Annotated in this window: 21 protein-coding genes; 14 read left to right on the top strand and 7 right to left on the bottom strand. The window is 61.1% G+C overall.

Annotation, left to right across the window (positions count from 1 at the left end; translation table 11 throughout):
• Positions 1 to 71 precede the first annotated feature (71 nt).
• On the top strand, positions 72 to 668 hold the full coding sequence (locus tag ACA065_RS03090) for a MarC family protein (protein ID WP_003217330.1): 597 nt from the start codon (positions 72 to 74) through the stop codon (positions 666 to 668).
• Here ACA065_RS03090 and ACA065_RS03085 read toward each other — a convergent pair.
• The 5 genes from ACA065_RS03085 to cobG form a co-directional block, all read right to left on the bottom strand.
• Positions 665 to 1,444, bottom strand: coding sequence for a hypothetical protein (locus ACA065_RS03085; RefSeq protein ID WP_497693266.1), 780 nt, complete (start codon positions 1,442 to 1,444; stop codon positions 665 to 667). The two genes, ACA065_RS03090 and ACA065_RS03085, sit on opposite strands and share 4 nt — an antisense overlap.
• Positions 1,445 to 1,682: 238 nt before the next feature.
• Positions 1,683 to 3,320, bottom strand: a complete 1,638-nt coding sequence (gene cobJ / locus ACA065_RS03080) for a precorrin-3B C(17)-methyltransferase (RefSeq protein WP_497693265.1) — start codon at positions 3,318 to 3,320, stop codon at positions 1,683 to 1,685.
• Positions 3,320 to 4,051, bottom strand: a complete 732-nt coding sequence (locus ACA065_RS03075) for a precorrin-2 C(20)-methyltransferase (protein ID WP_497693264.1) — start codon at positions 4,049 to 4,051, stop codon at positions 3,320 to 3,322. The genes cobJ and ACA065_RS03075 overlap by 1 nt, the downstream gene beginning before the upstream one ends.
• On the bottom strand, positions 4,051 to 4,677 hold the full coding sequence (locus ACA065_RS03070) for a precorrin-8X methylmutase (RefSeq protein WP_176997058.1): 627 nt from the start codon (positions 4,675 to 4,677) through the stop codon (positions 4,051 to 4,053). Before ACA065_RS03070 ends, ACA065_RS03075 begins: the two co-directional genes overlap by 1 nt.
• Positions 4,670 to 6,016 carry a precorrin-3B synthase gene (gene cobG, locus ACA065_RS03065; RefSeq protein WP_497693263.1) on the bottom strand — a complete coding sequence of 449 codons (1,347 nt, stop codon included), beginning with the start codon at positions 6,014 to 6,016 and terminating at the stop codon, positions 4,670 to 4,672. The genes ACA065_RS03070 and cobG overlap by 8 nt, the downstream gene beginning before the upstream one ends.
• A gap of 38 nt (positions 6,017 to 6,054) precedes the next feature.
• Between cobG and cbiE the strand changes: the two genes are divergently transcribed.
• The 4 genes from cbiE (at position 6,055) to ACA065_RS03045 (ending at position 8,873) form a co-directional block, all read left to right on the top strand.
• The gene (gene cbiE / locus ACA065_RS03060; RefSeq protein WP_497693262.1) at positions 6,055 to 7,260 is read left to right on the top strand and encodes a precorrin-6y C5,15-methyltransferase (decarboxylating) subunit CbiE; all 1,206 of its coding nucleotides are present in this window, start codon (positions 6,055 to 6,057) and stop codon (positions 7,258 to 7,260) included.
• On the top strand, positions 7,257 to 7,982 hold the full coding sequence (locus ACA065_RS03055) for a cobalt-precorrin-6A reductase (protein WP_497693261.1): 726 nt from the start codon (positions 7,257 to 7,259) through the stop codon (positions 7,980 to 7,982). Before cbiE ends, ACA065_RS03055 begins: the two co-directional genes overlap by 4 nt.
• A gap of 127 nt (positions 7,983 to 8,109) precedes the next feature.
• Complete coding sequence (locus ACA065_RS03050) at positions 8,110 to 8,388, top strand: hypothetical protein (protein ID WP_497693260.1); 279 nt, start codon at positions 8,110 to 8,112, stop codon at positions 8,386 to 8,388.
• Positions 8,385 to 8,873: a PIN domain-containing protein gene (locus tag ACA065_RS03045; protein WP_497693259.1), complete on the top strand. Its 489-nt coding sequence runs from the start codon at positions 8,385 to 8,387 to the stop codon at positions 8,871 to 8,873. The genes ACA065_RS03050 and ACA065_RS03045 overlap by 4 nt, the downstream gene beginning before the upstream one ends.
• A gap of 55 nt (positions 8,874 to 8,928) precedes the next feature.
• Here ACA065_RS03045 and ACA065_RS03040 read toward each other — a convergent pair whose 3' ends face one another.
• Positions 8,929 to 9,186 carry a DUF6124 family protein gene (locus ACA065_RS03040; RefSeq protein ID WP_497693258.1) on the bottom strand — a complete coding sequence of 86 codons (258 nt, stop codon included), beginning with the start codon at positions 9,184 to 9,186 and terminating at the stop codon, positions 8,929 to 8,931.
• 586 nt (positions 9,187 to 9,772) lie between these two features.
• Between ACA065_RS03040 and ACA065_RS03035 the strand changes: the two genes are divergently transcribed.
• From ACA065_RS03035 to ACA065_RS02995, 9 genes are all read left to right on the top strand, one after another.
• Positions 9,773 to 10,168, top strand: coding sequence for a DUF2946 domain-containing protein (locus ACA065_RS03035; RefSeq protein WP_497693257.1), 396 nt, complete (start codon positions 9,773 to 9,775; stop codon positions 10,166 to 10,168).
• A gap of 46 nt (positions 10,169 to 10,214) precedes the next feature.
• A complete protein-coding gene (locus ACA065_RS03030) occupies positions 10,215 to 10,697 on the top strand; it encodes a copper chaperone PCu(A)C (protein ID WP_497693256.1) in 483 nt (160 codons plus the stop codon).
• 64 nt (positions 10,698 to 10,761) lie between these two features.
• Positions 10,762 to 11,124, top strand: a complete 363-nt coding sequence (locus ACA065_RS03025; RefSeq protein ID WP_497695290.1) for a DUF2946 domain-containing protein — start codon at positions 10,762 to 10,764, stop codon at positions 11,122 to 11,124.
• A 93-nt stretch (positions 11,125 to 11,217) separates the two neighbouring features.
• The gene (locus tag ACA065_RS03020; RefSeq protein ID WP_497693255.1) at positions 11,218 to 13,278 is read left to right on the top strand and encodes a TonB-dependent copper receptor; all 2,061 of its coding nucleotides are present in this window, start codon (positions 11,218 to 11,220) and stop codon (positions 13,276 to 13,278) included.
• A 115-nt stretch (positions 13,279 to 13,393) separates the two neighbouring features.
• Positions 13,394 to 14,776, top strand: coding sequence for a PepSY-associated TM helix domain-containing protein (locus ACA065_RS03015; RefSeq protein WP_497693254.1), 1,383 nt, complete (start codon positions 13,394 to 13,396; stop codon positions 14,774 to 14,776).
• Between the two features lie 152 nt (positions 14,777 to 14,928).
• A complete protein-coding gene (locus ACA065_RS03010; protein ID WP_497693253.1) occupies positions 14,929 to 17,037 on the top strand; it encodes a TonB-dependent receptor in 2,109 nt (702 codons plus the stop codon).
• Between the two features lie 181 nt (positions 17,038 to 17,218).
• Positions 17,219 to 18,007: an ABC transporter ATP-binding protein gene (locus ACA065_RS03005; RefSeq protein WP_497693252.1), complete on the top strand. Its 789-nt coding sequence runs from the start codon at positions 17,219 to 17,221 to the stop codon at positions 18,005 to 18,007.
• The gene (locus ACA065_RS03000) at positions 18,004 to 18,951 is read left to right on the top strand and encodes an ABC transporter substrate-binding protein (RefSeq protein ID WP_497693251.1); all 948 of its coding nucleotides are present in this window, start codon (positions 18,004 to 18,006) and stop codon (positions 18,949 to 18,951) included. Before ACA065_RS03005 ends, ACA065_RS03000 begins: the two co-directional genes overlap by 4 nt.
• The gene (locus tag ACA065_RS02995) at positions 18,948 to 19,958 is read left to right on the top strand and encodes a FecCD family ABC transporter permease (protein ID WP_497693250.1); all 1,011 of its coding nucleotides are present in this window, start codon (positions 18,948 to 18,950) and stop codon (positions 19,956 to 19,958) included. The genes ACA065_RS03000 and ACA065_RS02995 overlap by 4 nt, the downstream gene beginning before the upstream one ends.
• A 2-nt stretch (positions 19,959 to 19,960) precedes the next feature.
• On the opposite strand, the gene ACA065_RS02990 is transcribed toward ACA065_RS02995, so the two are convergent.
• Complete coding sequence (locus tag ACA065_RS02990) at positions 19,961 to 25,831, bottom strand: DUF4329 domain-containing protein (protein ID WP_497693249.1); 5,871 nt, start codon at positions 25,829 to 25,831, stop codon at positions 19,961 to 19,963.
• Positions 25,832 to 26,087: the final 256 nt, after the last annotated feature.

The raw sequence follows: 26,087 nt of genomic DNA, 5'->3' as shown, positions 1-26,087 counted from the left end.
AAGCCCGCTCCCACATTTGATCTGCGCCGCCTGTTAGACTCACCCCTTCTTTCCACCCGCGAGCCGCCCCCATGCTCCACGTGTTATTCAGCGTTTACCTGAAGATGCTGGTGCTCTACAGCCCGTTCTTTGTGCTGTCCTGCTTTATCAGCCTGACCCGTGGTTATTCGAGCAAGGAACGCCGACGCCTGGCCTGGAAAGTGGCGCTGGCAACGCTGGTGTCGAGCGTGTTGCTCTACCTCTTCGGCCGGGTGATTTTCAGTGTGTTCGGCATCACCGTGGACGCCTTCCGCATCGGCGCCGGCAGTGTGCTGTTCATCTCCGCCCTGGGCATGGCGCAGGGCAAGTCGGCCGTACAGACCGACAACGTGCAGCAGGACGTGACCATCGTGCCGCTGACCATCCCGCTCACGGTTGGCCCCGGCACCATCGGTGCGCTGCTGGTGATGGGCGTCAGCCAACCGCATTGGGATGACAAGATCACCGCCATCCTCAGCATCGCCCTGGCCAGCCTGACGGTGGGCGTGGTGTTGTACCTGTCCAACCGTATTGAACGGATTCTGGGTGACCAGGGCTTGCAGATAGTCAGCCGGTTGATGGGGTTGTTCGTGTGCGCCCTCGCCGCACAAATCATCTTTACCGGCGTGCGCGGCTACCTGGTGCCTTAAATTCGATATTTGGCGACCGCCAATTGCACTTTATCGCCCGCGCTTTCGCGCATCAGCTGGACAGTCTTTTCGTTGACCACCGAAGTATTCAACACCAGGCAGGTCTGCCCGCTGAAGGCCTCAAACGAGGCGCTGTCCCATTCCAGAAACGGCAGGCCCAGCTGTTTACTCACGCCGTGGGAGCTGTAAGTCACCAGCACCATCGTCACTTCACCCTCGGCTTCAGTACAGGACGCCAGGCCGAAATCCCCGCCCTGGTGCACCGTACTGTTGCGCTTGAACAGCTCGAATGAAGCGGGTTGCCGCTTAAGCGCCTCCAGCGCGTCGGCTGCCAGCTTCGGCAGTACGGCAAGCAATGGCCCGGCCAGTGATGTCGACGCCAACATCGCGGCAATCATATTCAGCGCCGCCAACTGCACGGTCAGGCCCTTGCCGCAGTGCGAGACCCGTTCGAAACGGCTGCGTACCGGCAGCCAGCCCAGGCTGACCATCACTTTGATAAATTCGTCGTACCAGACCTGCGTACCACGCTGCACTTTCAACACATCGCTGACATAGCTGCTCGCAAGCAAGTAGCTCTTGCGAACGTATTCGCGGTTGAGGGCGGACATGCCCTCGATAAACGAGATCACCCCGTTGTTCACCACGGCCGCATTGTAATCATCCTCAGTCTCCACCGGCTCAGAAGAAGGCTTTCCCGGTGCCCCTGGCAGCTTGTAGGCGGCAATCAATTTTCGCCTTTTCGCACTGATGATCCTTTTGTGATGTCGCTCCATTTTGCAGTTCTCCACAATCGCCCCACATGGGGTTTACCTCCACACTAGTCGAGTGGCTGGCGGGCTTGCCAGGCGACAAACATCGCTTGGCACGCCCGTCGAAAAAGCGCCACCCAGCAATAACAAGGCGTAACCGTCGGCCTTGCGTATTTCATCGGTAAAAAAAGAAAAAGCTCCGGGCAACGGCAGGTTTTCACCCAGCGTTACTCGGAGCTTTCTTACGGGCGGCAGGCTGTTTTCAGGAGGTGGGCTTGTCGCCATACCAGCGCGGCGTGTACACCCATTCACCGCCACCGGCGCGCGGGAACACGCAGGTGGTGGACGAGCCGATCAGCACCATGGTGCGCATGTCGACCTGCTCGGGCGTCAATTGCCCAAGCGTGGTGACTCGCAGGGTCTGGCCTGGGCGACCGATATCGCGCCCCAGCACCACTGGCGTTTCAGGCGTGCGGTGCAGCGCGACGATTTCCAGCGCGCGCCCCAATTGCCATGGCCGCGAACGCGAGATCGGGTTGTAGAACGCCAGGGCCAGGTCGGCCTGTGACGCCAGGTCCAGGCGCTTTTCGATAATCGACCAGGGTTTGAGATTGTCCGACAGCGACATCACGCAGAAGTCATGGCCCAACGGCGCACCCGCCTGGGCAGCGGTGGCCAGGGAGGCCGAGACGCCCGGCAGAATTTCCAGATCGACTTGGTGCCAGGCCGGGTCAACGGACTCGTGCAAGGCCTCAATCACGGCAGCGGCCATGGCGAACACGCCCGGGTCACCGGACGACACCACCACCACCGAACGGCCCTGCGCGGCCAGCTCAAATGCATGGCGCGCACGCTGCATTTCTTCGCGGTTATCCGTGCAGTGTTGCACCTGATCGTCGCGGAACGGCCCGGCCATGCGCACGTAGGTTTCATAGCCCAGCACATCGGTGCAACGCGCCAGTTCAGCCTTGACCGCCGGCACCATCAACTCGGCGGCACCGGGGCCCAGGCCGATCACCGCCAGGCGACCACGCGGGCGCCCGACATGCGCAAGGTCCAAGGGCTGTTCGGCCACCGTGATGACGATATCGGCGTCCGGCTGGAGGCTGGAAAAGCGCAGCGGCACACCCAATTCCAACGCAGCTTCATGCAGCGAAGCGTCGGCCATCTGCAGGTCGCTGGCCAACAGGCAGGCCAGGGATTGCAGCGCAATGCCCGCGTCGTGCAAAGCCGCACGCACACGTTCAGCCAATTGCGCGCCGGGCTTGCAGGTGACGCACACATTTTTCGGGTAAATCAGCAGTTCATTGGCTGCAGGCACACGCTCGGCGCTGCCCACATGAATTGCCAGGCGTGCCTGCTGATCCTGCAGCAAATTGGCCTGGTCCAGCCAAGGCGCCGCGCCTTCGATACGCACGCTTTCGCCCGCCAGCAGGTCCGAGACAAAACGCTTGCCCAGCTCCAGGTCCGCCAGTTGATAACCCGCAGGCGGATTCAGCAGGCAGGTGCCGAAACGCAGCTCGCCACTGGTGGTGATTGCGGCACTGACGCCCAGTGCAACGGCGATGTCGCGCGCCATCACGTTCACGCCACCGAGGCCGCCGAGCAACGGCACCACGGCGCTGCCGTCTTCGGCCACGGCCAGCACGGCGGGCTCTTCGCCTTTTTCCAGCAGCAGCGGCGCCAGGGTGCGGATCACGATGCCAGCGGCACACAGCGCAATCAGCGGCGTGCCGTGTTGATACAACTGACGCAGGGTTGCGCCGAACTCGGTGTACGTCTGGTCGGCGCCTTCAACCCGCCCGGCCAGGCCATGGATCAGCGCGCCGGGGTAGACCTGCGCAATCTTGCGCGCCGTGGCCAGGCTGCCCTGGCCCAGAATGACAATCGCCGGGCGCATCAACCTTGCCACCTTTCACCTGGCACGATGATCAGCGAGAAATACGGCGAAGACGCCGGATCGACCTGATGCAGCGGCACGATTTTTTGGTTGGCCATGGTCGCGCGCTCCACATACAGCGCACGCTCGGCCAGGCCAAGCTCTTCCAACACCTGGCGCACCTTGGGGAAGTTACGCCCGAGCTTCATGATGACAGCCGCATCGGCATCGGCCAGGCGACGCTTGAGGTCGTCATGGGGTAGCACACCGGACAGCACCGACAGGCTCTGATTGCGATACACCAACGGCGCACCGAGCACCGAGGCGCCGCCAAGCATCGAGCACACGCCAGGGATGACCTGGGCTTCATAGCGCTCGGCGAGGCGGTCGTGCAGGTACATGTAGGAACCGTAGAAGAACGGGTCGCCTTCGCAGATCACCGCCACATCGCGGCCGGCGTCCAAGTGCGCGGCCACGTCCAGGCTGGCCGTGTCGTAGAAGTCGCTGATGACTTGCTCGTAGGACAGCGGCGCCGGCAGCACTTCGGTGGTCACCGGGTACACCAGCGGCATCAGGGTCTGCTGCGCGACCAAGTGGTCTTCAATGATGCCGAAGGCGTTGCCCTTCTTGCCCTTGGCCACAAAATACGCCACCACCGGCGATTCGCGCAGCAGGCGCAGGGCCTTGAGGGTGATCAGTTCCGGGTCGCCGGGGCCCACGCCCAGGCCGATCAAACGTCCGCGTGCCGGCATTATTCGACCTCCGTGGCCAAGGCGTTGACCGCCGCGGCGGCCATCGCACTGCCGCCCAGGCGGCCCTGCATGATCACGAACGGCACACCACGGCTGTCGGCCGCCAGCATCGCCTTGGATTCGGCGGCGCCAACAAAGCCGACCGGGAAGCCCAGAATCAGCGCCGGTTTCGGCGCACCGGCATCGAGCATTTCCAGCAGGTAGAACAACGCGGTCGGCGCGTTGCCAATCACCACCACGCTGCCTTCCAGGTGCGGGCGCCACAGCTCCAGGGCCGCAGCGGAGCGGGTGTTGCCCAGCTCTCGCGCCAACTCGGGCACGCTGTCGTCGCGCAGGGTGCAGATCACTTCGTTGTTGGCCGGCAGGCGCGCGCGGGTCACGCCTTCGGAGACCATTCGCGCATCACACAAAATCGGCGCGCCAGCGGCCAGCGCATCGCGCCCGGCCTTGCCTGCACCTTCGGAGAACTGCAGGCCGTCGATGGCCTCGACCATGCCGCATGCATGAATCACCCGCACCGCGAGTTTTTCCAGGTCGGCCGGGATGCGGTCCAACTTGGCTTCCGCGCGAATAATGGCGAAGGAGTTGCGATAGATCTCCTGACCGTCGCGGATGTAATCAATCATCGGTGTTGCTCCGTGAGCGTGCGCGTAACAGGGCGCCCGCCGCTTCAATGGAAAGAGTGCGCGCGTGCAGCCGGCCGAAACCGGGCTGGGCTGCCTCGCGAAAATAGACGTCGTAGTGGCCGGGGCTCACCGCCAGCAAGGTGACCGGCGCGGTGTGCGCGGCGGCGCAGGAACGCGGGCAGCCGGACACGTGCACCTCAGTGCCGGGTTGCAGCGCGGCCAATTGCAGGGCGTCAGCCTTGGTGTCGGCCAGGCCTTTGCCGCAGCCGCTGGAACCGGTGCAAGCGATCAGGCGTGCCAGGGGCTGATCGACAGAGCACAGAAAGCCAAGTTGCTCTAAATGTTGGGTAACGGCGTCAGGGTTTTGAATGTTGGGCAGTAATACGCCCTGCCAGGGCGTGAAGCGCAACGTGCCGTCGCCAAACTCAGTGGCCAACTGCGCGGCGCCTTTGAGCATCGTTGAATCCAGCCGACCCAGCGGTGCAACGGCGGCGACGTAGAACTGATCTTTTTGACGCTGTGGATAAGTACCTAGATGCAATACAGCCCCACTGGCCGGGCGTTTAAAGCCAGCCACCGGCAGCAGCGGCAGGTTTAGACGGGCCACTAAGTTATCCACAGACAGATGGCGCATGCGGGTTTGCGCTGGCGTCGCCAAGTCGAGAAACAACTCCAGCACTGCGACGACTAACGCATGGCCCTGCTCCAGGGGCACGGCTGCCAATGGCTTATCCAATCCGGGGCAGCCGGCCAAACCGAAGGCCAATAATGTTTCGCCATCGCGCTCAAACGCCGACAGCCACAGGTCGTGGTGATGCTCGAGCATCGCCAGGGCCTCAAAGCCATCCAGTTGCACGGCGAACTTGGCCGACAACTCATGGAAACGTGGATGGTTTTGCAAGGTGACGAGGATTTGCTCGGCCAGCGGGCGGGTGTCGAACAGCATTTGCGGGTCGATACCGGCGCTGGGGCTGAGCATCAGGTTGCGCACATCATCGCTAGCCGCGTTGTTTGGGCCAAGGCCTGCGGCCAGCAGCGCGGCAATCAAGGCCTCCTCCTCGGCGCCAATCCCGCGAATCTGCAGATTGGCGCGGTTAGTGGCCTCGATCACCCCGCCCGCATACGCCTGGGCCGCATCCGCCACGGCAATCGCCTGGGCGGCAGTGATCGACCCACCGGCCAATTTGACCCGACAAATGCCGCCATCCAACGCCTGGACGATACGCAGCAACCCCGGACAAGCCGAGGGGCGCAAGGTATTCACAGCGGGCGTTGGGTTCACGGGGCTACCGGTTGACGGGTAAAGGCGCGGTATTATGCCTGCTTTGTCCGGCGGCATGAAAAGCCTGCCCGTCGGATGTCGTTCAAGGAATTGATATGTCGCCCTGGCTGACGGTTGTAGGCATCGGTGAAGACGGCTTCAAGGGGTTGGGCAGAAATGCCCGGCATGCCCTACTGCGCGCTACCCGGATTATAGGTGGCCAACGCCAGTTGGACCTGTTGCCGGTGTGTATCCGTGGCGAACGCCAGCGGTGGCCGAGCCCGTTTTCACTGGAGCCCGTGCTGGCGCGGCGCGGCGAGCCTGTGTGCGTGCTGGCCAGCGGCGACCCGATGTTCTATGGCGTGGGCGCCAGTTTGGCGCGGCAGGTGCCGGCTGAAGAGTTGCTGATTTTGCCGGCGCCGTCCTCGGTTTCCCTGGCGGCTGCGCGCTTGGGCTGGCCGTTGCAGGACGTGGTGACGTTGTCGGTGGTCGCGCGGCCGCTGGCGGCGCTGAATGCGCATTTGGCCAGTGGCGTGCGGTTGCTGGTGTTGAGTAATGACGGGCGCAGCCCCTCTTTGATTGCCTCGCTATTGGTTGAGTCCGGGTTTGGGGCAAGCCGGTTGACGGTGTTTGAACACCTGGGCGGCGCGGATGAGCAGCGCATCGACGGACAGGCGCAGTCGTGGGAGCACACGTCGGTTGCCGATTTGAATCTGGTCGCCATCGACTGCCTCGCCGATGCCAACACACCGCGCCTGTCGCGCCTCGCCGGCCTGCCCGACTCAGCCTTCAAACACGACGGCCAGTTGACCAAGCGCGACGTACGCGCCATGACCCTCGCCCGCCTCGCGCCCATGCCGGGCGAATTGCTCTGGGATGTGGGCGCGGGCAGCGGCTCTATCGGCATCGAATGGATGCGTGCGCACCCGAGCTGCCGTGCACTGGCGATTGAAGCCGACGCAGGCCGCCAAGGCCTGATCGAATACAACCGCGACGCCCTCGGCGTGCCCGGCCTGCAGCTGATTCGCGGCAAGGCCCCGGACGTATTACACGGTTTGGAAGCGCCGCATGCGATCTTCATCGGCGGCGGCGTCACCCGCGAGGGCGTACTCGACACCTGCTGGCAACACCTGCGCCCCGGTGGCCGGTTGGTGGCGAATGCCGTGACCCTGCAAAGCGAAATGACCCTGATGGCCTGGCGCGCGGAGCACGGCGGCGAGTTGACTCGCATTCATGTGGCGCAGGCCCAGCCGCTGGGTGAGTTCGACACCTGGCGCCAGGCGTTGCCGATCACGTTGCTGGAAGTGGTCAAGCCGTTATGAAACGCATCCTGCTGCTGGGCGGCGTGACTGAAGCCCTGGCCATTGCCCGCACACTGGGCCCGGAGCACATCTATAGCCTGGCGGGCGTTGGCCGCGTACCGACGGACCTCACGTGCCAAGTGCGTGTCGGCGGTTATGGTGGCGTTGAGGGCCTCGCGCAGTTTGTTCGTGATGAACACATCAGCCTGATGCTCGACGCAACCCATCCCTACGCAGCACAGATCAGTCGGAATGCCGCAGAGGCTGCAAGGGTGTGTGGCATTCCTTGCTGGGCGTTGCGCCGTCCGGCGTGGCAACCGCAGGCACGCGATGACTGGCGTGAGGTCAGTGATTGGGCCGAGCTTGTTGAAGCGTTGAGGCCCTTCAAGCGCCCGTTGTTCACACTGGGGCGCGAGCCGTTGCAGCATCTTGATGAGATCCCCGCCGATCAGCTCTGGACGCTGCGCGCGCTGGATGTATATCCCGGCAATGCACGCTGTGAAGTCATCGGTGCGCGTGGGCCGTTTCTGATCGAGGATGAGCGCGAGTTGTTTGAACGGCGTGGGATTGATGTGCTGATCAGCAAGAACAGCGGCAGTGCGGCCACTGAGCCGAAGCTGGAAGTGGCCCGCGAACGTGGGGTGCCGGTGCTGGTGTTGAAGCGTCCGGTGTTGGCTGCTGTGGATCGGGAGCTTTTGTCGCCCGAAGAAACAATCCATTCATTGGCAGATTTCATTCGATAGATCAGGATCATCCGCCAGCCTCTGTCATATCTATTTGTTACCTCAAGGGACGGCGATGAACCAACAACACGAAGTGCTACACTCCAAGAATAATTCAAGCCAGACTCAATTATATTCAGGAGCTGACATGATAGAAGTGAAAGAGGCCGTACAAGTCGCCAAGGCTGCAGCAAACGACTTCCTCGGGCAAGAAACGGAATTGCAAGACCTCATGCTTGAGGAAGTTGAGCTAAACCCAAACAACAAAACATGGGCAATAACACTGGGCTTCAATGTTCCAACCCCTAATAAATATGAACGATTAGGCGCCTCCCTAGCAGGACAACTGTACGCAAGGAAATACAAAACATTTATCATTGATTCAGAGACGGGCGAGTTCCGTTCGATGAAGATTCGCGAAGTATGATAGATGCCTATATCAAGCAATATCGAAGAAAAGGAATCATAGTCGATACCAACCTGCTACTTCTGGCCCTGGTAGGAGGAACGTCCAGCATCTTAGAATTCAAGAGAACGCGCGGCTACACAGATGAAGATTACCGACTTTTGCTCACCGTGATTGATCAGTTCGAAAAGCTTGTTTCCACCCCTCACATTCTCGCAGAAGTCAGCAACCTGACAAATGGACTGTACGGGAGCAAGTTGCACGATTTTTACGCAACATTAAGAAGCTCATTATCAACGATCATCGAGATTCACATACCAGCCTTGGATATAAGTCGCGATTATGAGCTGTCGCCCTACGGCCTTACTGATGTTGGCATTATCGCGTTAGCAAAAGATAACTATCTGGTTTTGACTGATGACCTTAGAGTCGCTGGCTTTGCTCACCAACATTGCGTCGATGTTGTGAATTTCAACCATATACGGGAAGCAAGTTGGGAACGCTAAACCAATAGACGATCACTCCCACGCACGAGCGCAGGAACGATCGGTCATAGGGCTGTTAACTACTCGCGACTGTCGACCGCCTTGCACCTTCGTGCACCCTGTCAGCCAGCAACTGCGCCAGCTCAATCAACTGCGCAACGCCGAGCAATTCCTCTCGTTTCGGGCCGTCCAGGTCAAATGCAAGGTCGCAACTCAGCGCATTGGCCGAGGCGAGTGTTTCGCTGAGGTTGACCAGCAGGTCTTCGGTGTTGATTCCGTCGGCTACGGTGAATAGCCGTACAGGGGGATTCGATGTGAATGATGTTTTAGTCATGGTGACGCTCCGTAAAAATGGATAGAGGCGTCTGGAGATGCGGGCCGCGACGCCCGACCGCTGAGTGTTGAGTTTGCAGTGGTGTACGCAGACTAGAGTTCCACCTTCCTAGGGACAACCTTAAATCCTTGTCGGACGTTTCTGCCCGCCCCCATCCATCGCCGAACACAATCCAAATTGTGGGAGCTGGCTTGCCTGCGATGGCGGTGTGTCAGTTTATGCATTGGTGAATGGCACACCGCATTCGCGAGCAAGCCCGCTCCCACATTTTGAACTCAGTGCATCAGGTATATGTGTGTGTACTCGGTCAAGTGTGGGAGCTGGCTTGTCGGACCGCCGAACCGCTGCGAAGGCATCAACTGGTTATGCCTGATGTACCGAGTTGTCTGCATCGCAGGCAAGCCAGCTCCCACAGCGTTCAGCGTCACGCTGGATGTCGCGACCCATCTGCAAAATTGGCAATCTGTGGTTCCCGACTATCATGAAGGCAACCACTGCGACACCAAACCACACCGCCCTTTTTTACTTATCCCCACCGATCAGGCTAAATACCCACCTGATCGCTTAACCCTACGGATTGTCCGCCATGGCCCGTCAACGCTTTGCAATTGTGTGGATCGCCTGCTTTGCAGTGCTGTTCAACGCCTTTGCCATGCCGATGGCCAGTGCGATGCAACAGTCCCAAGACCCTGTTCAGCAATTGCTGTGGGGCAGTTTCTGTTCCTCCAATGGCGCCAGCCTGAAGACCATTGCCTTGGGCAAGCTGGAGATTCCGGCGCCGCAGCAGGACGACCATTCCACCATGCAGCATTGCTGGTGTTGCTCGGGCTCACCGCCGTTGGTGGCGTTGCCGGGGCATGTGCCGCAGTTGTGGGTGACGCGGTTTGCCGCGGTGCAGAGCCTGCCGCCGCCTTCACTCCAAGCCCCAACCCCGCGCCAGCAATGGCCGAGCCTCAACCCGCGCGCCTCTCCAACGGTCTGATTTCTTCGCAAGTGAACTGCGTTTAGAACCGTTCTGGAGAACTGCCATGCTCAAATCTTCCCTGCTTCTGGCTGCGTTGTTGCTGCCGGTGTTCAGTGCTGCCAATGCCGAAGACTACAAGGCCGGCGATCTGCGGGTCAGCGATCCCTGGTCTCAGGAGTTGCCGCCGAATGCGCCGACCGTCGCGGCGTACTTTGTGATTCATAACACCGGGGAAACGCCGGACCGCCTGCTCAGTGTTGAAACGCCGGTGGCGGACAAGGCCGAGCTGCATGAGCATGTGATGCAGGGCGATCTGATGAAAATGCAGCAAGTGGACAACGTTGCCGTACCGGCCAAGGGTGATTTGACCTTCGCGCCAATGGCTTATCACGTGATGCTGCTGGGCCTTAAGGACCGCAGCCTGTTGGCCGATGGCAAGCAATTCCCACTGACCCTGACCTTCGAAAAAGCCGGCAAGGTGCAAGTGGAAGTCTCGGTACAGAAAACGCCGCCAGCAGCTGGCCACGAGCATAAACACGCTCAATAGGCCAACTTAAATGGGCGCCTCTCGCGCCAGGCTATCCGCACACCGCCGCAGGCCCATGAGCCTGATGCGCGGCAGTTGGATCAGCCTGTTCGCCATGCTGATGATCTTTATCGGTCCGCTGATTTCCCAAGCGATGCCGATGGATCATCACGCCGGTATGTCGATGGAAATGTCCATGGACATGCCCAGCTGCCATGGCGACCCAGCGCAACACAGCAAAACGCCGGACGAACACCACGCCCTCTGGGAAAAATGCGGCTATTGCAGCCTGCTCTTCAGTTGCCCGGCCCTGCCCGGCAGCGTGTCCTACGTCACCCTCGGCACCCCGCCACCGGCCAATGCCATTACCCCCGCCACCCGCCTTGGCCATGCCCAGCAGAGCATCTTCCCCGGCGCCCGCAGCCGCGCTCCGCCCATCGCTTCGTAAGCACTTCACATCCTTACTTCACACCGGCCGACTTTAGACAGACCGCCGCAGGCTGCTGGCCGTGTTGTTTACGAACGATTGATGGAATTTTTCATGTCCAGGTTTTCTGCTGACACCCGTTTGGGACGTACCCCCGTTTTCGCTGTTCTGTGTGGCGCATTGTTGGTGCCACAGGTTCACGCGGATGATCATGAGCTGAGCCCCACGGTGATCACCGCGATTGCCCCCAGCTCGCCGCTGACCGTCATCACCAACCCGAAAGACCCACGCCAACCGGTGCCCGCCAGTGATGGTGGCGACTACCTCAAGACCATCCCCGGCTTCGCCTTGGTGCGCAACGGCGGCACCAATGGCGACCCGGTACTGCGCGGCATGTTCGGCTCGCGCCTGAATATCCTCACCAATGGCGGCATGATGCTCGGCGCCTGCCCAGGCCGCATGGACGCGCCGACCTCGTATATTTCACCGGAAACCTACGACAAGCTCACCGTGATCAAAGGCCCGCAAACCGTGCTGTGGGGGCCAGGCGCGTCGGCCGGCACCATCCTGTTCGACCGCGAGCCCGAGCAGTTCGGCGAGTTGGGCACACGGGTCAATGCCAGCGTGCTGGCCGGCTCCAACGGGCGTTTCGACAAGGTCATCGATGCCGCCGCTGGTGGGCCGTTGGGCTACGTGCGAGTGATCGGCAACCAGGCGCATGCCGATGACTACAAGGACGGCAACAACGATACGGTCGCCTCGCGCTACGACAAATGGAACGGCGACGTCGCCGTCGGTTTTACCCCGGACGCCGACACCCTGCTGGAACTGACCGCTGGGCGCGGCGACGGTGAAGCGCGTTACGCCGGGCGTGGCATGGACGGTTCGCAGTTCCTGCGCGAAAGCCTTGGGTTGCGCTTCGAAAAATCCAATATCGGCGAGGTGCTGGATAAGGTCGAGGCCCAGGTCTATTACAACTATGCCGACCATGTGATGGACAACTACAGCCTGCGCACGCCGTCAGGCACCGGGATGATGGCCGGCCCCATGGCCTCCAACGTCGACCGCCGCACCCTCGGCGCGCGGATCAAGGCGACCTGGCGCTGGGCCGATGTGCAGTTGATCAGCGGCCTGGATGCGCAGACCAACGAGCACCGCCAGCGCAGCAGCATGGGCATCGACACCTACAAAGACCTGCCGCGCAACAAGGACGCCAATTTCCACAATTACGGCGTGTTCGGCGAGCTGACCTGGTACGCCGCCGACCGTGATCGCCTGATCACCGGCGCGCGCCTGGACCGTGCCTCGGCTAAGGATTTTCGGCAACGCACGGGCTCAGGCATGATGTCCCGCCCCAACCCGACCGCCGACGACACCCGCGCCGACACCCTGCCGTCGGGCTTTATGCGTTATGAACACGACCTGGCCGACAGCCCGACCACCGTCTACGCCGGGCTGGGCCACGCCGAACGCTTCCCGGATTACTGGGAGCTGTTTTCCCCCAACACCGGCGCCGTCGGTTCGGTGAATGCCTTCGATGGCGTGAAGCCGGAAAAGACCACCCAGCTCGACTTCGGCGCGCAATACAAAACCGCTGACGTGGAAGCCTGGGCCTCAGCTTATGTCGGCCAGGTGCGCGACTTCATCCTGTTCGACTACAAGCCCGGCATGATGGGCACCACCTCCCAGGCGCGCAACATTGATGCACGGATCATGGGTGGTGAATTGGGCGCGGCGTACAAGCTGACGCGCAACTGGAAGGCCGACGCCAGCCTTGCCTACGCCTGGGGCAAGAACACCAGCGACGGCAAGGCACTGCCGCAAATGCCGCCGCTGGACGCACGCTTCGGCCTGACCTACAGCGAAGACGACTGGAGCGCCGGTGCCTTGTGGCGTGTGGTCGCGGCGCAAAACCGTATCGACCAGAACAAGGGCAACGTGGTCGGCAAGGACTTCGACAAGAGCGGCGGCTTTGGCGTGTTCTCGCTGAACGCGGCGTACCGCATCAATAAAAATTTCAAGGTCAGCACCGGCGTCGACAACCTGTTCGGCAAGGCTTACGCCGAGCACTTGAACCTGGCCGGTAACGCAGGTTTCGGTTACCCGGCCAGCGACCCGCAAGCCATCAAGGAGCCAGGGCGCACGCTCTGGACCAAGGTGGACATGAGCTTCTAAAAGCATCACGGGCAGCCCTCTCCCACAGTTGAAATACATTCCCCTGTGGGAGCTGGCTTGCCTGCGATAGCGGTGTAATCAACACAAAAAATTCAAAGCCTTGCGGAGCCTAATGATGACCACTCAAAAAGTTTCCTTCTACAACCTGGCCTGGCGCTGGCACTTCTACGCCGGGCTCTTCGTCGCCCCTTTCATGGTGCTGCTGGCCCTCACCGGCATCATCTACCTGTTCAAACCCCAGCTCGACCCGCTGATGTATGGCGACCTGCTCAAGGTGCAAAGCGCCGAGCACGCATTGAGCGCCGATGAGCAATTGCAACGCGCCCAGGCAGCGTTCCCCCAAGGCAAAATCAGCAAATATTTGCCGCCTGCCGACGCCACCAGCAGTGCGCAATTCGTGATGCATAACAACGGCCGCGAAGTGACGGTATTTGTCGATCCGTACCGCGGCACGGTGCTCGGCGAACAGGATGCCAAATACAACCTGCAAGCCATCGCCCGCGCACTCCATGGCGAGCTGATGATCGGCACCGTCGGCGACCGCCTGGTGGAACTCGCCGCCGGTTGGGGCGTGATGCTGGTAGCGTCTGGTGTGTACCTGTGGTGGCCGCGCGGCAAGTCGTCGGCCGGGGTGTTGTGGCCACGGTTCAACACACGTGGCCGGGTGTTCTGGCGCGACATGCACGCGGTCGCCGGTTTCTGGGGCGCGGCATTTTTGCTGGTGATGCTGCTCAGCGGCATGACCTGGACCGGCTTGTGGGGCAAGCAATATGCCGAGCTGTGGAATCGGTTTCCGGCCGCGATGTGGAACAACGTGCCGCAGTCTGACCAACAGGCCCGCGTGCTTAATACCGCCAGCCAACAGACCGTGCCCTGGGCCATGGAAAACACGCCGATGCCCATGTCCGGCGACCACGCCGAACACATGAACCACGGCGCCACGCACTCAGACCCGGCTGCGCCCACGTTGCGCCTGCAGCAAGTGGTCGACCTGGCCACCGCACGCAAGGTCGAGCCCGGCTACAGCATCACCTTCCCCACCACCGCCGAAGGCGTGTTCACCGTCGCGGTTTTCGCCAACGACCCCCGCAACGACGCCACCCTGCACGTGGACCAATACACCGGCAAGGTGCTCACCGATGTGCGCTGGGAGCACTACAACACCGTCGCAAGGGCCACCGAAACCGGCGTGATGTTGCATGAGGGCAAGATGTTTGGCTGGGTGAACCAGCTGATCGTGCTGCTGATCTGCCTGATGATTCTGCTCAGCGCCGTCAGTGGCGTGGTGATCTGGTGGAAGCGTCGGCCGACCGGTGGGCTGGGTGTACCGCCGTTGCGCCATGACCTGCCGAAATGGAAAACCGCGATGGTGATCATGCTCGCGCTGGCGATCATTTTCCCTTTGGTCGGTGCGTCGTTGATCGTGGTGTGGGCATTGGATCGCCTGGTGTTGGCGCGCTTTTTCAACAGACGTGAATCTGCCTCAGGTTCTGCATGAAGCAGGCGAGATGCCCAAGACAGAGCCCTTCTGTAGTCTTGCGCGACTTTTGTCTCGCAGCCAATAAGTGTTAACTTATAACACTTTCTGCGTTATCGTTGCTCGCCGCGCCCTGCGGTGAGCACACCCTTCGAGAAGTGATTGATCGACCGATGAACAAGTACCTCGCGTCCGGCTTGTGCCTGCTCGCCCTGCAGAACAGCGCCCAGGCCCTCACCCTGCCCGCCAGCCCCGTGACCGCGCCCGCCGTGGATGACGAACGTGTCGACCTGAACACCCCGACCACCGCCGGCTCGCGCCTGAACCTTACGGCCCTGCAAACTCCCGGCAGTGTCGAGAGCCAAACCGGCGAGAAGATCCGCGAACGCGGCGACGCCAGCGTGCAGGACGCTATCTCCCGCGCTACCGGCATCAGCCGCACCGGCACGCCGGGCGACGGCGGCACCTCGTTGCAAGCACGCGGGTTTACCGGGCAGAGTTCGGTACTGCAACTGTACGACGGCCAGCGCATGTTCGACGGCGCCGGCACATCCACCTTCCCGGTGGACACTTGGTCGGTCGAGCGCGTCGACGTGCTGCGTGGCCCGGCCTCGGTGATGTACGGCCAGGGCGCCACCGGCGCTGTGATCAACACCATCGCGAAGAAGCCGTTTGAAGGCGAGATCGAAAACCACATCCGCCTCGGCTACGGTTCCTATGACCGCCAGCAACAAGCCCTGGACAGCGGCGGCTCGCTGACCGACACGCTGAGCTACCGCCTGAACGTCAACCGCCTGCGCAGCAACGGTTTCATCCAGCGGGGTGACTCGGCCAGCGACTTCGTCAGCGGCGCCCTGCGCTGGCAGCCTGCCGAGAACTTGAGCTTCACCCTGGCCCACGACTACGGCGATCAGACCCCACAGAATTATTACGGCACGCCGTTGATCAACGGCCAGTTGCACAAAAGCCTGCGCGACAAGAACTACAACGTCAGCGACGACAAACAACACTACAACGACCAGTGGACGCGCCTGACCAGCGAGTGGCAGATCAATGACAACGTCACCGCCACCAACGAGCTGTCGTACCTGAAAAACCAGCGCCGCTGGCAGAACGCCGAGAGCTACAACTATGTGGGCGGCGGGCTCGTACGCCAGAGCTACCTGGGCATCAAGCACAACCAGGAGCAAATCGGCGACCGCCAGACCTTCACCTTCAAGCACACGTTGTTCGGCCTCGACAGCCAGACGGTGACAGGCGTCGAGTACAACCGCATTCGTTTCCGCCTGGCCAGCAACGCGCCCTTCGAAGACCTGCCCGGCGGCGGCCAGCCGGTGGATATCAACCACCCCGTGCCGCAACCGTTTGAAAGTGCCAGCCCGTTTATTGCGCAGTCGGTCACCACCACCAAACAGCTCGCCGCCTTCGCCGAAAACCGCCTGCAATTGACCGATAAACTGTCGCTGATCACCGGCGCACGGCGCGACTATCTGCACATCGACAGCAATGATCTGACAATAGAAAACCAAGACTCCGACAAGACCCTCACCGGCAATAACTGGAAAGCCGGCCTGGTCTATGCGATCACCCCGGACACTTCGGTCTACGGCCAATACGCCACCAGCACCGACGGCGTCGGCAGCCTGATCAGCTTGAGCCCGAGTCAGCAGCAGTTCGGTTTGTCCACCGCCAAGCAGGCCGAAGTCGGCATCAAGCAGGCGTTCTGGGACTCGCGTGGCGAGTGGACGTTGGCGGCGTATCACATCGTCAAAAAGAAATTGTTGGTGAGCATTCCCGGCACGACGCTCAAGGAACAAGTCGGCCAGCAATCCTCCAACGGCCTGGAAGCCAGCCTCGACCTGCAACTGCCGAACGCCTGGCAGCTGCAAGCCAACGCCGCCATCGTGCGGGCGCAGTACGATGACTTCTCTGAAGTGGTCAACAACCAGGCGGTTTCCCGCAATGGCAACCGCCCGGTAGACGTGCCTGACCGTACCGCCAACCTGTGGCTGAGCAAGGCTGTGACCGACGATGTGCGTGCCGGTGCCGGCGCGCGTTATGTCAGCGCGCGGTATGCCGATACGGCCAACACCCGCGAAGTGCCGAGCTACACCGTGGTCGACGCCAGCGTGTCGTGGAAGGCGATGCGCAATACCACCTTGGGCCTGCAACTGAATAACCTGTTCAACCGCACTTACGCCGTCAGCCAGTACAACAACGGCCAGCAGTGGATTTTGGGTGAACCACGCTCGTTCTTCGTCACGGCGGACTACACCTTTTAACGGATACACCATGGAACCCTGTGGGAGCGGGCTTGCTGTGGCGAGCAAGCTTGCTTGCGCTGGGGTGCGAAGCGCCCCCAAAAAAGCCGGCTCCAGCTTCGCTGTCGAACGGGAGCAAGCTCCCTCGCCACAGCAAGCCCGCTCCCACATTGTTTGATCTGCGCTGACCTTGAGAACATGAATGACCTCACTCACCCTCACCCAGCTTGAATGGACCCCACCGGGCCACGACCACTGCAATCACCGGTTCCAACTGCGTGACGCCAGCTTGCAGGTCGGTGAGGGGGAATTTGTCGGGTTGATCGGCCCCAATGGCAGCGGCAAGACCAGCCTGTTGCGCTGCGCCTATCGCTTCACTAAACCGGAACACGGTGACGTGCAGCTCGAACACCAGAACGTGTGGAAGCAAAGCGCCAAGTGGTGCGCGCAACGCATCGCCGTGGTACTGCAGGAGTTTCCCGACGCCTTCGGTTTACGCGTGGATGAAGTGGTCGCCATGGGCCGCACGCCCCACAAGGGTTTGTTCGATGGCGACACGCTGCACGACCGGCAGCTGATCCGAGAGGCATTGGCTTCGGTCGGCATGCAAGGCTTCGAAGACCATGCGTTCGCGACCCTCTCGGGCGGTGAAAAACAGCGTGTCATCCTTGCCCGTGCCCTGGCCCAGCAACCACAGCTGCTGATCCTCGACGAGCCGACCAACCATCTCGACCCACGCTATCAGCTGGAGCTGCTGCGGCTGGTCAAGCGCCTGAACATCGGCACCCTGGCGAGCATCCACGACCTGAACCTGGCGGCCGCATTCTGTGATCGCCTGTACGTGATCAACCACGGGCGCATCGTCGCCAGCGGCACGCCTCACGAAGTACTCACGGCCGAGCTGCTGCGCGAAGTGTTCGCCGTCGAAGCCCTGATCGACACTCACCCTTTGTCCGGCTACCCCCGAATCACCTGGATAACTCAACCATGATCCTGCGCGTCCTGCTGTCTCTCGCCCTGTTGTCCGGCACTGCTCACGCATTCGCCGAGGCGACCCATTACCCGGTGACCATCAAAAGCTGCAACCGCGACGTGACCTTCCAGGAAGCGCCGAAACATGCGGTCAGCCACGACATCAACATGACCCAGATGATGCTTGCCCTGGGCCTCAAGCCACACATGGCCGGCTACAGCGGCGTCACCGGCTGGAAGTCAGTGACCCCGCACATGGCCCACCTTCTCGACGGCCTGCCTGAACTGGCCAGCAAGTACCCGTCGGTGGAAACCCTGCTCAATGCCAACGTGGATTTCTTCTTTGCCGGCTGGGACTACGGCATGCGCGTGGGCGGTGACCTTACGCCGCAAACCCTGCAACCGTTGGGCATCAACGTGTATGAGCTGACCGAGTCGTGCGCGTTTGTGATGAAACGCCCCGCCGCGACCCTGGAAGACACCTATAACGACCTGCGCAACCTGGGCAAGATCTTCGATGTGCAGGACCGCGCCAACGCCTTGATTGCGCAGATGCAGGCGCAAGTCGCCGAGGTGCAAAAAGACCTGCCCGCCGACAAGCCGCGGGTGTTTCTGTACGACAGCGGCGAAGACCGCGCCATGACCTCCGGCCGCCTGGGCATGCCACAGGCGCTGATCGAGGCGGCCGGCGGGCGCAATATCCTTGATGACATCGACGCCAGCTGGACCCGCGTCAACTGGGAAACCGTGGTGGAGCGCAACCCGCAGGTGATTGTGATCGTCGACTACAGCGAAATCACTGCCGAGCAAAAAGAGCAGTTCCTGCTCAACAACCCAGCCCTGCAATCGGTGGACGCCGTCAAGAATCAGCGCTTTATCGTGATCCCGTATGTGCAGGCCACACCGGGCATCGACAACGTGCTGGCGGTGGAAACCCTGGCCAAGGGGTTTCACGGCGAATGATCAACCGTCGCTACGCCGTATTGCTGGTCGCCCTGGGCGCTTTGCTGCTGGTCTCTTGTGTGATCTCGCTGGGGTTCGGCTCGGCGCGGGTGCCGGTGGAGGTGGTGTGGCGGATTTTGCTGAACAAGGCGTTCGGCATCGGTGCGGTGAACTGGAGCACGGGCCAGGAACATATCGTCTGGCTGATCCGCGTGCCGCGCATGTTGCTCGGCGCGTTGGTGGGCGCCGGGCTGGCGTTGATCGGCGCGGTGTTGCAGGCAGTAACGCGCAACCCGCTGGCCGACCCGCACCTGCTCGGGGTGACGTCCGGCGCCACCCTTGGCGCCGTGATCGTGGTGTTGCATGTGGGTGAAATCATCGGCCTGCTGACCCTGCCCATCGCCGCGTTTATCGGCGCGCTGTTGAGCATGCTGGTGGTGCTGGCGGTGGCCAGTCGCAACGGCCGCCTGGAAAGTGATCGCCTGCTGTTGTGCGGCGTGGCCGTGTCATTCGTGATGATGGCGGTGGCCAATCTACTGCTGTTCATGGGCGACCACCGCGCCGCGTCGGCGGTGATGTTCTGGATGCTCGGCGGCCTGGGTCTCGCCCGTTGGGAACTGTTGGCGATTCCCGCCGCGACCGTGCTGCTGGGGTTGTTGTTGCTGCTGGGCATGGCGCGGCCGCTGAATGCGTTGATGGCCGGCGAGCAGACCGCCGTGACCCTGGGCCTGAACGCGCGCAACGTGCGGCTCAAGGTGTTCCTCGTCGCGTCGCTGATGACCGGCGTGCTGGTGTCGATCAGCGGCTCCATCGGCTTTGTCGGGCTGATGGTGCCGCATATTGCCCGGCGCTTGGTCGGCGCCGAGCATCGCCGATTGCTGCCCGTGTGCGTGCTGCTGGGCAGTGTGTTCCTGGTGTGGGTCGATGTCGCGGCACGCACATTGATCGCCCCCGAAGACCTGCCCATTGGCGTGGCGACGGCGGCGATTGGCGGGTTATTTTTTATCGGCCTGATGCGCAAGCGCTGAGATCAGAGCTCATCCTTGTCCCGCGCATACCAGAACCCGTCGACGTCCATTTCGCCCTGTAGATCGCCGGCTTTCCACTCTTCACCCAGTAAGCCCGGACGTCTCCAGAAAGCGTCGGGGACCAGCACTGACAAGCTGCCCAGGTTGCGCAATTGACTGACCAGCACACTGGGGTCTGGCGCCTGCCCCGGCTCAAGCAGCCGAGTTTCAGCCGCGGTGAACGCCGGCACGTACTTGAGCAGTGCACCGCCCCGGCAGGACAGGTAACAACTCATTGCGTCGGGCGCATTGCTCTTGACCTGCGCCAGGTAGTCACGCAGGTCATCCTTGGAGACGAAATTACCCAACAGATCCTTGTCAATCTGCTCAAAGCTCGACGTCGAAGGTATCGCCTTGTAAAACGCCTGCACGGCGGCAATTTTGTAGGTGCCCAGCACATTGTAGGAAGGCACGTCGAAGCCGGCATGATCGATCCAGAACAACAGCGCCAGGGTACTTGTAGTACCCGTGCCCTGCTCTTCCACCGGTTCGATCGCGACATACCCAGGCGTTGGCCCTGGAACCAGTACCGCACCCAAGTACTGCTTGCCCCTGTAAGGTGCCACCAAGCCTTGGGCATAGCGGGCTGCATCATCGGGGTAAAAGAACAAGGGCCCGCAAAACGAATGAAGGTGCGGGTCGAAGGCAAACACATGGGGCGCCTTTTTCGGTAGCCAAACGTCAGTGACCCGCTCTTTCCTGCCCCAGACTTCACTGGTGCCCCGAATGTACAGTTCCCCCACCCCCGCGAGGCGACGCACATACTCGCGCACCTTCAACGTGCCTTGGAGCAATTGCGTGTGGTCCAGATGCGCCTTGTTCGTCCAGTCGAACAGCGGTGACGTCTTGGGAAACACATACTTGAGCAGCGCACCGTCACTGCACAGCAAATACAGCGGCACGACACTGCCGTTACGCGCATAACGGGTGAATTGCAGTGCCTTGGCGATGTAGGACGGCGGGAAAAAACTGTGTGCCATTTCATCGTCCGCCGAGGCGACGGCAGCAGTCGAACCACAGAGGTACAGGCCATCGAGCACATAGCCCTGGGGCAACTGGCCGTCGACAAAAACCTGTTTCAAATCAGCGAGGTTTTCTCTGACGAGCGCCAGGGTCGCCATGTACAGCGGCTTGTTCACCGACTTGAGTACATAACCGAAGGCCACATCGGTTTGCGGCGTCCACATGCGCTGGGCGTAACGAACGGCATCGTACGCCTGGGTGAAGATCGGGCTGCAGGGCGCGTCGCCGAATACGTGGCGAATCTCACCGGGATTGAGTTGTGTTTGATAGGCCACAAAACCCGCCGTGATCGTCCTGGGTTCTCCCCATACGCTGTCGCCCTTCACCACACGCAACTCACCGGCCTTCGCCGCCTCAATGATGAACGCCTGGGGCGAAAGCGCCCCGCTGCGCATCTGCTGTTCGACACTGTTGTCGCCGTAATCGCCCTTGATCGCGTTCAAGGGTACCAGGCGATTCTTGAACAGCGACTCCTCGGCAGAGTCCGACATTTTGTAACTGAGAATCGAGCCATTGGAGCCGAACACATATTCTTGCTTGATCGGGCTCTGACCGTGGAACAACTCGGACAACACCGTACTCGGCGGCATGGTTTGGTAGAGGGCTTTCTGAGTGGCAGACAGCAGCAGCGATACCTCTTGGTCCAGCAAAGAACGATAGCGCGCGATGATCGTACTGCCACCAGGATAAAGCCCCGCCGCAATCACCTGATCCGGGTAAATCCAGTTCAGTGCGAACCCCTGCGGCGGAAGCGCCAGTGGCTCAGTCGAGGCGTACAGCCCGTTGGGCAGCCTCAGAATCACCCCGCCATAAGCACGCCGCCAACCGTTGTTCACCATGCCCGAAGCGTAACGGGCCGCGTCATCGCGGTTGGCGAAAGAGGGGCTTAAACGCCGCGGCGCCAAGGTTGCATAGCCGACCCAGGTCTTGTCGACCGACCCGGTTTTATCCCAGCACTGGCTAGTACGGATCACCTGCAGCTGCCCCTTCACCGCCCACTCCTTGACGAAGTCCACGGGGTTTTTCTGGCCCGAGTTCAACTGGTCTTGTGCCAGAATCAACAACCTGTCTGCCAGGCCCGAACTTCTCATGTCAGCCGGTGCAGTCAAATACCGCAACAGCGCACCATCGAGGGTTGAGAAGTAAATCGACAGGGGGTTCCTGCCATTCCGGTTGGCGGCATGCAGGGAGGCGTACAACACGCCCGGCGTGACGAAATACAGCGTCAGCCAGGCGTTCGAAGCATTCAGCCCTGCCGGTGACCATTGCTGTGAGCGAAATAGCCCGTGCAACACAAAACCATCAGGCAGCCGGTAAGTGTTCTCGTCTGCCCGTTCAAACACACTGTCAAGATCAAACAGGCTGTGCCAAGCGGCAACGCCCACGACTTCGCTCGCAATGTACTGCTCCTTATCCTTATGTTTGAGAATGAAGGCAAAGTAGGCCTGCTCAGGAAAGTGCCGCCCGTGCACGCGCCCATGCAGGTTACGGGCAGCCTCATCGGCGCTGTCGAACAAGGCACCGTAGGTGCTGTAGTCGGGGGGGCCGAACTTCGGGGCGTAGACATAGTTGGGGGACCAGTCGTTATAGACCACCGAGCGTTGCCCCCATAACGGGTTGCCCTGGATGATTCTGAAGTCCCCCGCCTCGGCCAGGCGCCGAACCCAATCGGCAGGCCGGATCCGCCCGTCGTCGAGGCGCTTGCCGAGGCTGTCGCCACCGGCCAGCGGGCCAATATTAGCCAGCAGCAACTGTTCCTGGGGCGAGTTGCTTGGGGTGTATTCCAACAAGCAATCTTGAGCCCCCGACAGGTAGGCCACCCGCCCGGCCGTAATGACCGAGTACATTTCATCGTCGGCAAACACTTGCAGGTTGAGTTGCGCCTCATCCAGCGTCCATTTTCGCTGGGCGACCCACGCCGGGTCGACCGTCGACAGGGCCGTATGGGAACCGTAGCGACCATGCAACACGTAAGGTTCCGGGGGGATCAACGGACCCCGGCCATCACGTGGAAAAAACAGCGTAAAAGCGAAGGGGTTATCAAAACTTGCCATGGGCTCAGTGATGACAAAACGGCCGTCTTCGCCCTTGAGTATGTAACCGCCGTAGGTGCGGGACCGCCAGTTGCCAATTTGCTCGTGGGCATACACTGCGGCATCGCGCGCCGAGAGAAACGAACGGCTTAATACCGCCTTGTAAGGCGTCTTCAGCAGGTTGGCGCTGTTATCCACCCGGCCAACTGTTCGCCATAAGCCTGCGGCCTTGACCACCGACAGTTCGGTCGCGGCAACCACCCGGCGCACATAATCACGAGGGCTTAGCGTGCCGGCGACCAAGGCCGCCTGGGCACCGTTATCGTCAAGTTCACCCTCGCGTTGGGGCCTGACCAGCTCGGAGGTGGGCGTGGCCTCGGGCACTTTGAGTTTCAACAGGGCGCCATCTGAGGCCTGCATGTACAGGCTCAACCCACGAACCGGGTTCTGGATGTCCAGGGTTGCCCGCGCCTGGCGGGTCGCAGCGACTATCTGCGCCGGCGTAAAGAAGGTACTGGCCAGCCATTGTTCCAGCGCTGCGATCTCGTCCTTCTCGTACCAGCTATTGAAATAAATAGCCTCCAGCCGGTAGTTGGAAGGCAATCGAAGCTTGCCGCCGGTGCGTTCAGGGAACACGTTGTTGGGCGAAAACACGGGCTGGCGTTTGGGCAGCGCCAACGTCGCGACGTAGGCGTCCTCGCTGGTGTGCTTGAGGACAAACCCCATAGCACCCGCACCGGCTGCGCCAGGCGACAAAAGCGCGCCCATGACGGCAGTGTCCGCAGTGGGGAACACCGGGGTGAAAAAGGGTTGTTGCTGCACAGCACTGCTGGTGGTCACCGGCGTGTTGATTCGCCAGCCTTTTTTAACCCGCCCGTAAACGCCGCCCCACACCCTATGCGCGATCAGCACCCATAACTCACCGATCTGCGCCAAGTTCCAGATAGGGTTCTCGAAATCGCTTTTGGCCTCAACCGTGCCGTCCCGCACTTGCTGGGCAAAGGTGTTCTCCGCCGCCGAGCCACTGCTGACGTATTTGAGCAGCACATTATCCGGCCCGGAGAAATAGTGGGCCTTGGCGAATGCCCTGTTCTTGAAGCTGAAGAGCTGGTCCGGCATGGAGTAGAAATTGTTGAACAGCACCACTTGGTCGGCCGTGAAGCTGGGGAACATGCGTTGGATTTGTGCGGCGTCCGCAGGATGGGAGTGATAGAACGCCTCGGCGGTGTAGTCATCAGGGGCGATGAAGTTACCCTCACTGTCCTTGCCCAACAGGATCCCGTGATCGAAGCTATTGCGCTGGTCAGGCACCGGGTGGGTGGCGTAGTAGCGATTAGCGCGCTTGAGAATAACACCGCCATACTCGACATCGCGGCGCTCGCCGATAGCCTCGTGTGCCCAACGGGCCGCGTCGTCCGCCTGAATAAAGGCCGGGCTGACAGCGGGCACGGGAATCTTCGAAAATGGCCGCCAGCCGGGTGTCACCAGGCCGACCGTGTCCCATATATTACTGGCTTTCACCACCGTCAACTCCCCGGCCGCAGCCACCTGCAAGACGAGCGCCCGAGTCAACAGCGCCCCCGACTGCAAGGCAGCCTGAATGCCGTTGTCGCTTACATCTCCGGTGGTTGTACGGCTGAACAGCGCCGTTTCCGCCGCAGAGCCTGAAAATTGATAGCGCAGGATCGACTCGTCGCGCATGCGGATGTACAACGACGCGCCAAGGGTGGATTGAGCGCCCTGCGAATACTGACGAAATTGAGCGATATGTATGGCCAGCTCCATCGGGCTGATAAAGCTCTTATACAGCCATGGCTCCCGGTCAGGGTATTGGCTAGGCAAGGGCCTGGCGTGGAAATAGAGACCATGAAGGTTCAGCCCGGCAGGGAACAAAGGCAGTTGTTTACTATCGACGCCGGTGAGTTCCGGCTGCGCCGCGACAAACACATTCTTCAGGTCATGCTTGAGTAATAGCACCCGTTGCCGGGTGTTAGGGTTGCGTTGGACGCGTGAACGGGCATACGACAGTGCCTCCTCAACACTGGCATACACCGGCCCGCAAGACAGTGGCATCGGCGGCGCGACGAAAGGTTGGTAGGGCTGCCAATCAACCGGAACATCGCCTGTCGAACCGCCCCAGTCCGGGCTGGACTGCACAAAGGTCAAGCGCCCCACCGAAGCCAGTTTCTTGTAAACGCCTTCCACCGTTCCGTCATGAGCATGGGGCGAGGACCATGGCCCGTTGGTGTCCAGCCAATGCACAAACCCTGCTTCGGCGGGGGAGTCACTCGGTTGGTAGCGCATCAGTGTGCCATCCGGCCCAGAGAGATAAGCCTGGGTAAAACGCGCACGGTCCTGATGGTTGATAAGGATATCCGGCGTGGAATAAAAACTCATGAACGCCTTCATTTGCTGCAGCGTCCACGTGGGGTACGTTTTTTTGACCCAATCCAACGAGCCGGGATGGGAATGCAGGCTTGCCACAATCTGGTAGCCCTCGGGGTTCATAAACTCGCCGTCTGCACGCTCGCGGTCCAGCAACCGGTTCCAGTTAAACTTGGTGGGCTCGCCGGCGACCGGCTCGCTGGCCACGTACAGGTCATCGCTCAAACGCCGCAAAATAACGCTGGCGTATTCCACATCGCGCCGGGTGCCAATGCGCTCGTGGATATAACGCGCGGCGTCGTCCTCGCTGATAAAGGCAGGGCTGAGCTGCCCAAGCTTCGTGAGGCCGCGCGCGGGGGCCGCACGTTTGTCACGCGGTGAAGATTCGTTCATGAGAGCACCTTGAGAAAATCAAAATAGGGTGACCATCCTGGAATATCACTGCGCGTTGCTTGCGTTGCATATGTGCCCCCGTCGCCCTTTTTGAGAAGCACCACAGAGTGGGCGACAGGTTATGGCACGCCATACCAAGGCCCTCTGCTGGAACATTCCTACCCAACCCTTGCACTGGCGATCCAACCCCGCGCCCTTTTTGAGGGCTTGCCGTGCACAGGGCCGCCATTACGGCGCCAAGTTGGTGCGCGCCAGC

The sequence above is a fragment of the Pseudomonas sp. LBUM1640 genome (assembly GCF_059716225.1).
The sequence above is the reverse complement of the archived record's forward strand: the minus strand, read 5'-3'. Positions and strand labels throughout refer to the sequence as shown.

Excerpts from the sequence above, each read along its gene's own strand:
- ACA065_RS03020 (WP_497693255.1), top strand. The coding sequence starts at position 11,218 with ATGTCCAGGTTTTCTGCTGACACCCGTTTGGGACGTACCCCCGTTTTC.
- ACA065_RS03025 (WP_497695290.1), top strand. The coding sequence starts at position 10,762 with ATGCGCGGCAGTTGGATCAGCCTGTTCGCCATGCTGATGATCTTTATC.
- ACA065_RS03005 (WP_497693252.1), top strand. The coding sequence starts at position 17,219 with ATGACCTCACTCACCCTCACCCAGCTTGAATGGACCCCACCGGGCCAC.
- ACA065_RS03000 (WP_497693251.1), top strand. The coding sequence starts at position 18,004 with ATGATCCTGCGCGTCCTGCTGTCTCTCGCCCTGTTGTCCGGCACTGCT.
- cobG (WP_497693263.1), bottom strand. The coding sequence starts at position 6,016 with ATGCCGCCGGACAAAGCAGGCATAATACCGCGCCTTTACCCGTCAACC.
- ACA065_RS03050 (WP_497693260.1), top strand. The coding sequence starts at position 8,110 with ATGATAGAAGTGAAAGAGGCCGTACAAGTCGCCAAGGCTGCAGCAAAC.
- ACA065_RS03090 (WP_003217330.1), top strand. The coding sequence starts at position 72 with ATGCTCCACGTGTTATTCAGCGTTTACCTGAAGATGCTGGTGCTCTAC.
- ACA065_RS02990 (WP_497693249.1), bottom strand. The coding sequence starts at position 25,831 with ATGAACGAATCTTCACCGCGTGACAAACGTGCGGCCCCCGCGCGCGGC.
- ACA065_RS03010 (WP_497693253.1), top strand. The coding sequence starts at position 14,929 with ATGAACAAGTACCTCGCGTCCGGCTTGTGCCTGCTCGCCCTGCAGAAC.
- cbiE (WP_497693262.1), top strand. The coding sequence starts at position 6,055 with ATGTCGCCCTGGCTGACGGTTGTAGGCATCGGTGAAGACGGCTTCAAG.
- cobJ (WP_497693265.1), bottom strand. The coding sequence starts at position 3,320 with ATGCGCCCGGCGATTGTCATTCTGGGCCAGGGCAGCCTGGCCACGGCG.
- ACA065_RS03040 (WP_497693258.1), bottom strand. The coding sequence starts at position 9,186 with ATGACTAAAACATCATTCACATCGAATCCCCCTGTACGGCTATTCACC.
- ACA065_RS03030 (WP_497693256.1), top strand. The coding sequence starts at position 10,215 with ATGCTCAAATCTTCCCTGCTTCTGGCTGCGTTGTTGCTGCCGGTGTTC.
- ACA065_RS02995 (WP_497693250.1), top strand. The coding sequence starts at position 18,948 with ATGATCAACCGTCGCTACGCCGTATTGCTGGTCGCCCTGGGCGCTTTG.
- ACA065_RS03070 (WP_176997058.1), bottom strand. The coding sequence starts at position 4,677 with ATGATTGATTACATCCGCGACGGTCAGGAGATCTATCGCAACTCCTTC.
- ACA065_RS03085 (WP_497693266.1), bottom strand. The coding sequence starts at position 1,444 with ATGGAGCGACATCACAAAAGGATCATCAGTGCGAAAAGGCGAAAATTG.
- ACA065_RS03075 (WP_497693264.1), bottom strand. The coding sequence starts at position 4,051 with ATGCCGGCACGCGGACGTTTGATCGGCCTGGGCGTGGGCCCCGGCGAC.
- ACA065_RS03035 (WP_497693257.1), top strand. The coding sequence starts at position 9,773 with ATGGCCCGTCAACGCTTTGCAATTGTGTGGATCGCCTGCTTTGCAGTG.
- ACA065_RS03015 (WP_497693254.1), top strand. The coding sequence starts at position 13,394 with ATGACCACTCAAAAAGTTTCCTTCTACAACCTGGCCTGGCGCTGGCAC.
- ACA065_RS03045 (WP_497693259.1), top strand. The coding sequence starts at position 8,385 with ATGATAGATGCCTATATCAAGCAATATCGAAGAAAAGGAATCATAGTC.
- ACA065_RS03055 (WP_497693261.1), top strand. The coding sequence starts at position 7,257 with ATGAAACGCATCCTGCTGCTGGGCGGCGTGACTGAAGCCCTGGCCATT.